The following is a 12,543-nucleotide window of genomic DNA, read 5'->3' as shown; positions in this document are numbered from 1 at the left end:
AAATGAGCCTTCACTATTTTTTGCCGGAGATCGAGAGAATACGCTTTCATTAGGTTTGACTACAACAATGATATTTTATTGTACCTCATTACAGCGGAATCCGCTGTATCAGTTAACTGGTTCCCAGGCTCCAGCATGGTAACGAGGAATTTTCTGGTGCAACAGGCCGGAGAGGCTGTTGCACTTAATAATCGCCTCCAGCGCCATATTGCCATGCTTCCACTAATCGGTGCAAATAGTATTGCTGCTGCGGTGCTAATTTTTTTACCTGCGGTTCTACTGCTTTCCCCAAAGGATACAATCCCGTATAAATTCCTAAATTTAGGTAATGAATCATCCAATCCAGCAAATTAGCTATTCCCACCTGCGGGATAATTTTCATAACTAACCCGGGATGGCTAACTGCTGTTTTAAACAGGGTTTGTGACAAAGCCGGAAACAGCACGATATCCTGAAGAAACGGTTTGAGTACGGGTTCTCCCAACTCTTCCATTACCTGAAATACGGCTGCCAAAAGTTGATTGATTTGATGGGGGTCTATTTTTTGATTCATCGCAGCACTCATCGAACGCTGAAACAACCAGGTAACTGATAGATTCGGCTGATAGGGTTGCAAAAGTGCGAGGGAATTTTTGTCGAGACTGTCGCTTGTCAAAGCTTCTTCAATTCCTACAGTCAAGCGTTTGAGGTGCCGTACCATTGCGCCGAAACCGCCGAAGCTGAGGGGAGATTGGCTACCACTGCTATCTCCGACTGGGAGTATGCGATTCCAAGGCATTTTTAGAGGGCTTTGGCGATAGCAGGGGAAGAATCCGTAAAGTGCTCTTTGGAATTTTAACTGTTCGAGTTCGACGTTTTGATATTGGGGAAGCAAGCGCAAGTACTCTTCAAATAATGTTTCTAAACTGAATCTTTCTGTGTCGGCGTCTATGTATGTAAATAAGTAGGTTGTGCGGCCGTCTCTGGCTGGAAATGCTTCCCAAAAATATTGGCACTGATTTTGCATTGGGGTGAAGGATGCAAATATATCCCCAGTGTCGTTTTTGGGGTATCCTTGAGCGCAACTGCCGACTACTAAACATACGGCGTCGGGTTTTTTGCCTTGTCTTGCTTGGCGCACAATAGGCGAAAAATGTCCCATTGCGTCTAATAATAATCTAGTTTTAAATAAATTTGTAGCAGGTTGTGTATCGGTATTTGCAGATTCTACCAAGACTCCATCCGGGTGAATGGTTGCTGTTTTAAATGGTGTATTTTCAAATAGCTTTCCTCCAGCTTGGAGGAATCGCTGCTTGAGGGTTTCTAGGAGGTACACTGGGTCGATTCCGATGTTGAGTACGTCCCGCACCGAGATGTCGGGGGTGTTGGCAAAGCTGATGCGGGCTGGGTTGTATTCGGTGGCTATGGCTTTTTCTATCTCTTCAACTGATAGCAAATTTAGTTCTAAGAATGCGTCTAATTCTTTGCGAGAAATGTTCCATTCTTGTTTGCGTCCTCGCAGAATGCCGCGTTCAAGCAGGGCTACTCGCCAACCCCGCACGGCTAAGGCTGTACCGATTAATATTCCTAGGGTTCCGCCGCCGATAACTATGTCGAAGTCGAGGGTTTCGAGGGGTTTTTGGCTGTGTTTGATTGCTTGGGGTGCTGGTGCGGTGTTTTGTTTGAGGTTTTCCCAGAGTCGATCGACTTTTCTCAGGCCTCCGAGGGCGTCTCCTGGCAGTTGGGAGAGGATTTGTTCGGTGAGGGACATCGGGTTTTAGTATTAAACAGTGGTGGATTTTTTATAATTTAGCTTAGATTAACATTTGCGACAGTTTTAGGGCTGAGGCATCGGTGGCGAGAATCACGGAGTTTTTATCATCATATAAATAATCATACAGAGAAACCCGGTTTCTGAACAAAAACCGGGTTTCTACCTCTCGTTGGTAAGTCTGGGGAATTATCTTCAATCAGCCGTGCTTAATTCTTCAACTCGCAGCCGATCGCACAAAATTCGCTCGCACACTATAGCACCAGTCTCCGCACTCCTGCAAACTTCTAACTGAGCTTCCGGCAGCGCTTCAAACAAAAAACGTTCCCCCGGAAACACCGTCCTCTCAAAATACCAATTAGGAACATTTGTAATGCGAGCGATTTGCACTTTGCTAGTATTATTGAGATACCAACACAAAATGCGCGTATGACCTTCGGAAATTACCTGATTTAGTGTCAAATTCATTTTTTTAACTTGTTTGTGCAATTGTGCGAACGATACGGAGACTGGTCTATATCAAATATAGCATATTACAAATTAAAAGACAATTTTTTATAGTTTTTTTTACATTGTTTGGGTTCATTAATAAATTTTTCCGGCAAACATCAGCGCCTTACACCTATTCCGAAAAAGGTGCAAAAGCCGGCTGTGCTAAAGTGCAAGATTTCCATCCTCCCCTAACAGGTGCGTTCAACAATTTACAGTGACCAACTGAACCTCTTGCCTGTTGGTAGTGACCGCAAAAATTACACTTGGAAGCCGGATTGCACCCGCGCTCGCTAATTACAAGGCAGGGCTGGTTTTGGGTTTGGTTGCGCTCGATAGTTAAAGTGTTCATTAAATTACTTTTTAAATGTTCAGTCTTAAGTATGACGGATTGAATGCAGTCGTGGCGTCTATCTCAAGGCTTAGTTCCCTTTTAAGTTTTGTTTAGGGATCGATATAAAATATATGATTTTTGAGATGATCGAGCTAGGGAGCAATTGAATATTCTTTTGTAGCATTGACGGTCTCGGCTTTAGCAAAGTTCGCGCTTGCCTGAGATATACTTCCTCAGACAGAGCTAATTATCCTCGCCTAACTTGCTGAACAAATCGGCTAAAATCGTATTAGAAAATAAAAAACCTTCGGGATCGCTCAACCTCAAATTGCCCGAAAGTGGCAGTTTCGCGCCCTCGCCTAAAGTTGCGTGAAGCCGAGCTATCCCGTAGGGAATCGCCCCCTCCTCCGTCATAATTTCCACCCATCCTTGCCGCCAATAGGGCTGCAAACAACGCCAAATTTTATCAACCGTTTGCTGAGTAAACTTTTGAGTCAGCGCCGACAGGCTAACTCCTTCTGCTAAACGCAAACCTAGCATCAGCGTTTCTAACAAAACGTCATTTTCAGAAACTTGAAAATTTTGCTCAATTGGTGGGTCAATATCTGGCTGGGTTTCCCTTCCAAGCTGTTCGGTAGCAGGGGAATTGAGGTGAGAGATCGATCGCACCCACTGATAATATTCTTGAGTTTTGCGAGGCCTGGTCAACCTCCGGCCTTCCACGTAACTCGCCGCCCCCATTCCCAAACCGTAATAAGGGCGATTTTCCCAATAAACGCGGTTGTGGCGGCACTGATAGCCCGATCGAGCGTAATTAGAAATTTCGTAATGTTCGTAGCCAGCCCCCGTCAGAATTTCCCTTGCTAAACGGTACATTTGAGCAGCAGTGTCATCTGCTGGCAGTGGTTGTGCGCCTGCTTCAAAGTAGCGCCCGAAAGCAGTTCCCTGCTCAACAATTAAGTCGTAACTCGACAGATGAGTCGGGCTAATTTCCACCGCCGATTTCAGGGAAGCTTCCCACTGTTCTAAAGTTTGGTGCGGCAGGCCTGAAATCAGGTCTAAACTGAAATTGACAATACCAGCCGATCGCACTATTTCTACTGCTTCAAAAATTTCTGCTACCGAGTGCGATCGTCCGCAAGCTTGCAGCAATTCATCCTGAAAAGCTTGCACTCCCAAACTAACTCGATTTACTCCCGCCGCTGCATATCCCCGCAACTGTTCTAAAGTAAACGTACCCGGGTCTATTTCTATAGAAATTTCCGCCCCAGCAGCAATCCCAAATTTGCCGTCGAGAGTCTCCAAAATATTGCTCAACTGACTCACAGAAAGCAGCGAAGGCGTGCCGCCACCAAAAAAAACTGTGTTTAGGGATGCGCCTAAATTTTTTGTTTCTTGAATTTCTTGACAGAGTACGGCAACGTATTGCACAATTGTGCCGGAATTATCGCCATTTTTGCGATCGCCCACCACAAAAACCGGAAAATCGCAGTAGTAACAGCGGCGGCGACAAAAAGGTATGTGCAGGTAAGCCGAAGTGGGAATGCTGGGATTTGTCGCTTGCACACTTTTTTTTAATTCAAATGTTAAATAATCTGTGGTAGGGTTCATTACATTTCAAGCCAAAAGCGCAACTTCAAATCTAAAGTTTTAATTAAACCATCATGAATAATTATGTATATTATGACATTTGCTTACCAAAAAAGCGCTGCGAACGATCGGCTCTTGTAATTTAACCTCGTACCAGTTTCGCTCCGTCACAATTCCCGAACAGCCCGCAGAGCCGTTTATTCGCACCTTGTGCCTGCTTTCGGCCCGGCGTGGTAAATGCCGATATGCTCGATCGCACATCCCTCAGAGGGTACAACCCCGAAATATAAGTTTATGAGAATCCTTGAGTAGATATAGCGATATCCGACCAAAGCATGAAAACAAGTATCAGCACTGGAAAGATATAATAGGAATAAATTCATTAACCTAGAACTAATGCTAGACGCAATCATAATAATCTCATTCATAATCGCAGGCGGAGGCATCGGCTATTACGGAGTCGAACTCCTGCCGAGCAATCTGCTGCTGCAAGTTACAAATATACAAGGTTTAAGTTCTGTACTAGGTTCCTTTGGAGCATTAATCGGCTTCGTGATGGGATTAGTGGCTCAAACAACCTACCGCCGGCTGGAAAAACAAGTTCGCGATATGCCAGTGGAGATGTTACTGACGCGGGCGATCGGCTTAATCATCGGACTTCTAGTAGCGAACTTAATGCTGGCTCCGCTATTCCTGCTGCCAATTCCCCGCGAGTTCGGCTTCATCAAACCTCTAGTCGCTGTCTTGGGTAGCGTCATGTTCGGCTTCACAGGCGTCAGTTTGACCGACACCCACGGCCGTGCTTTCTTGCGGCTGATCAACCCCAAAAGCTTAGACACGGTGTTGGTAGCCGAAGGGACTTTCAAACCAGCCTCTGCCAAAGTTGTCGATACTAGCTGCATTATTGACGGCCGGATTGAAAACTTGCTAGAAACAGGTTTCCTCGAAGGTCAAATTATCGTGCCGCAATTCGTTCTCCAAGAACTGCAACTGGTAGCTGATTCCGCCAACGATCAAAAGCGAGTGCGCGGGCGCCGCGGCTTAGATGTACTCAACCGCATCAAAGAAACATATCCAGAACGGATTCAAATTCACTCGGCTGACTACGAAGATCTTGCCACAGTCGATGCAAAATTAGTTCGGTTCGCCTTGGATATCGACGGCATTTTGCTCACCAACGATTACAACTTATCGAAAGTAGCTACTGTCCAAAAACTGCCGGTTTTGAATATTAATGATTTGACTCATGCGGTGCGCCCCACTTATTTGCCGGGAGATACGATCGAACTAAAAATCCGCAAAGAAGGCAAAGAACCCTCTCAGGGAATCGGTTACTTGGATGACGGCACAATGGTTGTCGTAGAAGCAGGCAGCAGCTATGTCGGCGGCGAAGCCAGAGTCGTAGTCACCAGCGCCCTGCAAACAAGCGCCGGCCGCATGATATTTGCCCGCCCTCAAGAGTCCGTTATTGTTTGAAACTGAGTAACAATGGCCAGGGCAATCAGAATCAAATATTGCGATCGCTGTTCCCAATCTGCCCCGACTCTCTACCGCGCCCGGTATGCCGAATCGGGGCAGTGGTTTTTTTTGTGTCTTAAATGTTGGGAATCGGTAAGTGCAAACAATCCTTTTTACTTCTACGGTGGCACTTGGAAAGCTAGGAAGAAAAAGTAGCAATTACCAGCTTCTTCTTCTTTTCTCTTCCTTCGCGTCCTACCCTACGGGAACGGCTTCGCCGAACGCGTCTTCGCGGTTCAATCATATCCATATCTAATTCCGAATTATTCCAGTGATTCTGGAGTAATTAAAATCAATTAATCTCGATCGCATCTTCATACAATGTCTCGATCGCACAGCTAAAATTAACGCTAGCAAACTGAACTTCTTGTCTTTGACTGTAAGGATAAAGCACCCACAAACCCTCTGCATTCCGGCGAAAACACTCTACACTAACTCTTTCTTGATTGATTAATACATACTCTTGCAAACTTTCTGAAATTCGGTAATCGGCAAACTTTTCACCTCTGTCAAAAGCCGCTGTTGTCGGCGATAAAACTTCCACAATTAAGCGCGGGTAGCGAATGAAATCTTCATCCGCATTTTTGTTTCGTTCATCACAACTCACCACTACATCGGGATAGTAAAAAAAATTAGATGTCTCATTCCGAACTTTCATATGTGCCATGTAAGGCATACAACCACTTCCCCGAAGATGGTTTCTCAAAAGTACAGATACGTTCCCCATAATAATGACATGAGGTTTGCTTTCCCCTGCTTTTGCATAGATTTCACCTTGCCTGTACTCGTGTTTTATCGGACTGACTTTCTCGGCTGCTAAATAATCTTCAGGAGAGACGTAGGTGTCGCTTTAACTTGCAACCATATAATTTTGAGGTTGGTGAGAATTACACAATTATAGTCGTAGCTTGCGGGGCGGGACGCCATCGCCCTTTTTCAGTTTTCAGCCCTAGTTTCAACGTCGGCGCGGGGCCGGAAGCCTCGCACTATTTTGCGGTTGCGGTTTTTCTTGCAGCTTCATTGTCAAACTAACCCGCTTTAACTTCTCATTCACCTCCAAAACCCGCACTTTCACAACTTGTCCGACTTTGACAATCTGTTTGGGGTCATCTACGAAGCGATCGGCTAATTGAGAAACGTGAACCAAACCATCTTGGTGCACTCCCACATCAACAAAGGCTCCAAAGTTAGCTACATTCGTGATTATGCCTTCTAATTCCATCCCAACTTGTAAGTCGGAGATTTCTTTGATTCCTGCTTGGAAAGTAGCATATTTAAACTCGGCCCGCGGGTCTCTTCCCGGTTTTTCTAGTTCGGAAATAATGTCTCGGAGTGTTGGTTCTCCGACTTTTTCGGTGACATATTTCTTAATGTTTACAGTCTTGATTTTTTCCGATATTTGTGTTATTCCTGTCAGCGGCAAGTCTAAATCTTTGGCGATCGCCTGCACGACAGGATAACTTTCGGGATGAACTGCTGTATTATCCAGGGGGTTTTCGCCGCCGCGAATGCGGAGAAACCCGGCTGCTTGTTCAAAAGCTTTTGGTCCGAGTTTGGGAACTTTCAGGAGTTGACGGCGATTTTTAAATGCGCCGTTTTCGTTGCGGTAATTGACGATATTTTTGGCAACAGTTGCCGTCATTCCTGACACAAATGTCAGCAGTTCTTTGGAAGCTGTATTTAAGTCAACTCCGACATAATTAACGCAGCTTTCGACTGTTTCGTCGAGTTTCTTTTTGAGCATTTTTTGGTCAACATCGTGCTGGTATTGGCCGACTCCTATTGATTTAGGGTCGATTTTCACGAGTTCGGCGAGGGGGTCTTGCAACCGCCGTCCGATGCTGACTGCGCCGCGGACGGTGATATCGAGGTCGGGAAATTCGGCGATCGCCACCTCGCTTGCTGAATAAATCGATGCACCGGATTCATTCACCATGACTTTAATCGGTTTTCTTTCCATTTGGGCCAAAACTTCCGAAACAAATTCGTCCGTTTCCCGGGAAGCTGTACCGTTGCCGATCGCGATTAATTCAATTTTATATTTTTCAATTAAATGCTTGACAATTTTACCAGCTTGCTGTCGCTGAGCGGCCGCTTGGTGGGGAAAAATTGCTTGATATTCTAAAAATTGCCCGGTTTCATCGAGGGCGGAAACTTTGCACCCCGTGCGAAATCCCGGATCGATCGCCAGTGTCGGTTTCATACCCGCCGGCGCTGACAGCAGCAACTCGCGGAGGTTGGTTTCAAAAGTGGCGATCGACTCGATATCAGCGACGGCTTTGTTGTGCGATCGCACTTCTGTAATTAACGAAGTCTTCATCAGTCGGTTGAAGGCATCCTTCAAAGTCGATCGATAAAACTCTTTAACTTCCGGTATCCTAGTTCTAATTTCCTGACCCTCCAAATAAGCCATCACTGCGGATTCATCAAACGCCAGTTCCAAATCTAAGACTCCTTCCGTTTCCCCCCGAAACAGCGCTAACATATTGTGCGATTGAACGCTTCTCGCAGCAACTTGATAATTGCGGTACATTTCAAATTTAGTGCTTCCTTCCGGGAAATCTTCTTTAATTTTCGAGACAAAAACTCCGGTTTTCATTAAAAACTCTCGCAAATAAGCCCGCAATTCTGCTTTCTCCGAAACCGCTTCCGCCAAAATATCCGCAGCACCTTTGAGAGCTTCTTCTGCTGTTTTAACGCCCTTTTCTTCCGCAATGTATTTAGCTGCTTCTGCCTCAAAATCTGCTGGTTTAGCCGTCGGTAAGTTCAGAGACTTGATAAAATTTGCCAGCGGTTCCAAACCTTTTTCCCTAGCAATTGTGGCTCGCGTCCGCCGCTTGGGTTTGTAAGGCAGATAAAGGTCTTCGAGTTCGTTTTTTTGCAAACACGATTCGATTTTCGCTTGCAGTTCTTCAGTGAGTTTTCCCTGAGAGCTAATCGTCTCTAAAATCGACTTTTTGCGCTCTTCAATTTCCGTCAAATAGGTGAAGCGATCGGAAATGTCCCGCAACTGAATTTCATTCAGCAAATCCGTGCGTTCTTTGCGGTAGCGGGCAATAAACGGAATTGTTGCTCCCTCTGCGAAAAGTTCCAGAGCATTATTGACTTGAGACAGATTAATGGAAAGTTCTTGAGCAATCAGTTGAGGAATGTCGATCATAGTGCAGAATTTCGGATCAGTCTATTTGAGATTTGAGATGTGAGATTGATTTCACTAAAGACAGGAAAAAAAGTTGGCAATAAACGTTTTACATGGTGTTGGTACTCGTCTTGCAACTATTAAAATGATGTTAGCATAAATGCAGTCATTTCTCAATATTATATGTTGCCTTTTAAATATCCTGTGCCGCAAACCGATCCGCCGCGATCGCCCAGAGAAACGCTGCCGACGATGTACGATTTACCCAGCGAAGACCCGAAGGAACCTGGTTTGCCTGACGAATTTCACGATTTGCAGCCGCAGTTGTTGAGCCTGACGTTTCGACCTCGGAATTATCCAGCTTCTGAGATATTTAGCGGCACCGACATGAACCTTTATTATGACGTGCATCATACTCTCTGGCACAAGCGGGTGGATTGGTTTGCAGTTGTGGGAGTTCCACGACTTTACGATCGCTCCGAACTGCGGATGAGTTATGTTACTTGGCAGGAAGGCCTGAATCCTTTTGTAATTGTAGAACTGCTTTCGCCGGGAACGGAAAAAGAAGATTTAGGCGACAATACCGATGAAGAAAAGTTACCACCTCAGTCGGGAAACACTGCAGGTAACTGGAAAGTTTTGGAGGCGGAGATGAAGGATGAACCGCCCAGAAAATGGGATGTTTACGAGCAAATTTTGCGGGTTCCTATTGATGCCGTTTTCAGTAGCTATACTAACAAATTGCGAGTGTTTGAATTGAAGGGTGGACACTATCAAGAATTAGAATTGCCCGATTCGCGAGTGTGGATTGCTGACCTAAGTTTGGGCTTGGGTTTGTGGCAAGGGGAGTTTCAGGGAATCGATCGACTGTGGCTGCGCTGGTATGATGTTGATGGCAATTGGATACTGACTGAAGCGGAACAGCAACGGCAGCGGGCCGAGTCAGGGGAATCTAGGGCTCAACAAGCGGAAGCTCAATTGAAGTCATTAATTCGGCGACTGCGGGAATCTGGCATAGATCCCGATCAATTTTTAAACGGTTAGAGAGGACTGAAGTCCTGACTAAAAACGGGTTCGCAGTCAGGACTTTTGTTTTTTTACTTCACAAGAAGACTGAAAGCCTCACTATACACAGGCTTTAACATTTGATCAAAACTTGATTTGTTGTGGCTTGTTTGTTTGTTGCTGGTGCTCTTTGCGGCCAAGTCATCCGCGTAGGGAGAGTGATGCAAATGAGCTTTACCGACAGAACCGAAAAGTTGCAGTTTGTCAGAAATGACCCATCGCATGGCATTGATAGATTTTTCCATTATTTCCAACAAATCCGGATCTGACAAAGAAATGCTACTTTTTAACACGTCCATATAAGCTTCGCGAACTTCTGTACTCACATTGAATTTCGATACCCCGAATTGAATACATTGATGAATCATTGATTCCGGCAAACCGCTAGCACCGTGCATCACTAATGGCACTGAAACAGCAGCCCGGATTTTTGCCAGACGCGGAAAATCTAGTTTTGGTTCGCTTAAATATTTGCCGTGAACGTTACCAATTGTTACGGCTAAAAAATCCACATTAGTTTCTTTGATAAACTCTACTGCTGCTCCGGGATCGGTCATTCTTGCGGCTTTTTCATCCATTGTCAAACCGTCTTCCCTGCCACTAATTCGGCCGATTTCTGCTTCAACTGCCGCACCGTTAGCGTGGGCTAATTTAGTCATTTCCCGGCTAAATATTAAGTTTTGTTCGTAGGGCAAAAAAGAACCGTCTGCCATAATTGATTTAATGCCCGCACCTAGGCCGAGGTGAATGTCTTTTTCTGAGGTGCTGTGATCTAAGTGTACTGCGATCGGCACTACAGATCTGCGGGCCGCTTCCATGCACAGTGCGACTAAAGGCGATTTTCCGTATTGGAGGGCGCTGGGGTGAAGTTGCAGTATAGCAGGACTGTGCAGCGCTTCGGCCGCATTGATGACGGCTTTTACTCCTTCGAGGTTGTAGACGTTAAAAGCGCCGATCGCATAACCATTTCTCAAAGCCGTGTTCAGCAATTCGCTAGTTGAGGCGAGCATATAGTACCTACTTTAAAAACTTTTCTGAATATTGATCATTCTATCCAAGTTTAAGGGCAAGCTCAGCTTAATTTGTGTTTATTTTAATTGCGAATTCTTCGGCTAGCATTTATTCTGAATATTGATCGTTCTATCCAAGTTTAAGGGGAAGCTCAGCTTAATTTGTGTTTATTTTAATTGCGAATTCTTCGGCTAGAATTTATGTGAAGTGCATTTATTCTTGGGTAAGGTGCGCCTAGCGCACCCTACTATTTGTAAGGTGAGCCTAGCGCACCTTACTCCTTGAGTGATTTACTATGTTTGTGCGTTACCAGCGTGCAAACCGCATTCTTTTACGGTTGCTTCTTCCCACCACCAGCGACCTTCGCGTTCGTGTTGGTTTGGCAAAATCGGCTTCGTACAAGGTTCGCAACCAATACTTACAAAACCGCGTTCGTGCAACTTGTTGTAAGGCACATCCAAAGCGCGAATGTATTCCCAAACCTCTGCCGAAGACCAGTTTGCTAAGGGGTTGAATTTAATTAATTCATGGTCAGGAGTTGAGAATGCAGTGTCAACTTCAATAACCGGAATACCGTTGCGGGTACTGGGACTTTGGTCTTTCCGCTGACCGGTAATCCAAGCATCGAGAGTATTCAATTTGCGGCGCAGCGGCTTGACTTTCCGCACGCCACAGCATTCTTTGTGACCGTCTTGATAAAAACTAAACAATCCCTTTTCTTCTACTAGGGCTTGTACTTCTGCTGCATCGGGAAACATTACTTCTAATTTAATGCCGTAATGTTTTCTGACTTGATCCAAAAACTGATAAGTTTCTGAGTGCAATCGTCCGGTGTCTAGGGTAAAAACGCGGAAATTCTTGGTAATTTTTGAGGCAAGATCGATCAGAACTACATCTTCAGCCCCGCTGAAAGAAATGGAGATATTGTCAAAATTTTCTAGGGCAAATTTGAGAATGTCTCGCGGTGTTTTTTGACTGTATTCTGCTTCTAGCGCGGCAATGTTGAGATTTCTTTGGATGGCAACCATATTTTCAGATTTTCGGTGTTCTTTTCCTCTAGCCCTTTATTATAGCCGATCGCCGTCTCTCTCTCACCGACTAATTTGACAATCAAGCAATGTCGTCCGGTGCCTCCGAATTCATCCGTGAAGGGAGAAAAAATCTCCGACTGCTGATCACCAGCCCCCGGATTTATCAGTGTGAGCGCTTCTTCAATTCTGAAACCTAAAATCTAAAATCTAAAATCGATTGACCGTATCTTGCAGGAGTCTTTTCGGCTGGACCCGCAATCAAACTCAAGGATGGCGATCGGCTGCTGGTAGTAGTTCTGATGAACCCAACACTTCTCTACTGGGTAAAATAGGACTGCCGGGCGGTCCATTGAATTTGCCCCCAAATTATAAATCATAGACAATAAAATTCTTTAATAAATGTCATTGTTACAATCCTCAATTTTGACTTGTCTAATTTATAAAAAAATAGCGCTTACTAAGCGATATTTTGCTATTTTTTAAGTTAAAAAGAACGAGTGCCAGTAAAAATACCGCTATTACTACTTTTGAATTACTGTTAAGGGCGCTAATTAAAAAATAGTCTGCATTCTTTAGGCAATTTTATAAAGTAGGTGAGTGGAATAAAGCTAAAACA

Annotated in this window: 8 protein-coding genes and 1 pseudogene; 2 read left to right on the top strand and 7 right to left on the bottom strand. The window is 44.9% G+C overall.

Annotation, left to right across the window (positions count from 1 at the left end; translation table 11 throughout):
• Positions 1 to 184: 184 nt before the first annotated feature.
• The 3 genes from QUA38_RS01600 to hemW form a co-directional block, all read right to left on the bottom strand.
• Entirely contained in the window at positions 185 to 1,750 is a 1,566-nt protein-coding gene (locus QUA38_RS01600) for an FAD-dependent oxidoreductase (protein WP_333158616.1), read from the bottom strand.
• 195 nt (positions 1,751 to 1,945) lie between these two features.
• Entirely contained in the window at positions 1,946 to 2,218 is a 273-nt protein-coding gene (locus QUA38_RS01595) for a DUF1830 domain-containing protein (RefSeq protein ID WP_333158614.1), read from the bottom strand.
• Positions 2,219 to 2,816: 598 nt separating this feature from the next.
• Positions 2,817 to 4,184, bottom strand: a complete 1,368-nt coding sequence (hemW, locus tag QUA38_RS01590) for a radical SAM family heme chaperone HemW (RefSeq protein WP_333158612.1) — start codon at positions 4,182 to 4,184, stop codon at positions 2,817 to 2,819.
• 375 nt (positions 4,185 to 4,559) lie between these two features.
• Here hemW and QUA38_RS01585 point away from each other — a divergent pair, with 375 nt between their 5' ends.
• A complete protein-coding gene (locus QUA38_RS01585) occupies positions 4,560 to 5,639 on the top strand; it encodes a PIN/TRAM domain-containing protein (RefSeq protein ID WP_333158610.1) in 1,080 nt (359 codons plus the stop codon).
• A gap of 334 nt (positions 5,640 to 5,973) precedes the next feature.
• Here the strand turns inward: QUA38_RS01585 and QUA38_RS01580 are convergent.
• Positions 5,974 to 6,498, bottom strand: a pseudogene (locus QUA38_RS01580) (Uma2 family endonuclease); the annotation flags it as partial.
• A gap of 138 nt (positions 6,499 to 6,636) precedes the next feature.
• Positions 6,637 to 8,841 carry a Tex family protein gene (locus tag QUA38_RS01575; RefSeq protein ID WP_333158607.1) on the bottom strand — a complete coding sequence of 735 codons (2,205 nt, stop codon included), beginning with the start codon at positions 8,839 to 8,841 and terminating at the stop codon, positions 6,637 to 6,639.
• A gap of 162 nt (positions 8,842 to 9,003) precedes the next feature.
• On the opposite strand from QUA38_RS01575, the gene QUA38_RS01570 reads away from it, so the two are divergent.
• On the top strand, positions 9,004 to 9,864 hold the full coding sequence (locus QUA38_RS01570; RefSeq protein ID WP_333158606.1) for a Uma2 family endonuclease: 861 nt from the start codon (positions 9,004 to 9,006) through the stop codon (positions 9,862 to 9,864).
• A gap of 53 nt (positions 9,865 to 9,917) precedes the next feature.
• On the opposite strand, the gene QUA38_RS01565 is transcribed toward QUA38_RS01570, so the two are convergent.
• Together QUA38_RS01565 and QUA38_RS01560 are read right to left on the bottom strand one after the other, a co-directional pair.
• The gene (locus QUA38_RS01565) at positions 9,918 to 10,895 is read right to left on the bottom strand and encodes a class II fructose-bisphosphate aldolase (protein WP_333158604.1); all 978 of its coding nucleotides are present in this window, start codon (positions 10,893 to 10,895) and stop codon (positions 9,918 to 9,920) included.
• A 294-nt stretch (positions 10,896 to 11,189) separates the two neighbouring features.
• Positions 11,190 to 11,924 carry a phosphoadenylyl-sulfate reductase gene (locus QUA38_RS01560; RefSeq protein ID WP_333158602.1) on the bottom strand — a complete coding sequence of 245 codons (735 nt, stop codon included), beginning with the start codon at positions 11,922 to 11,924 and terminating at the stop codon, positions 11,190 to 11,192.
• Positions 11,925 to 12,543: the final 619 nt, after the last annotated feature.

It is taken from the genome of Microcoleus sp. Pol12B4, from assembly GCF_036701385.1.
Taxonomy (GTDB): Bacteria; Cyanobacteriota; Cyanobacteriia; order Cyanobacteriales; family Microcoleaceae; genus Microcoleus.
Note: the sequence above shows the minus strand (reverse complement) of the source record. Positions and strands in the feature narration are given on the sequence as shown.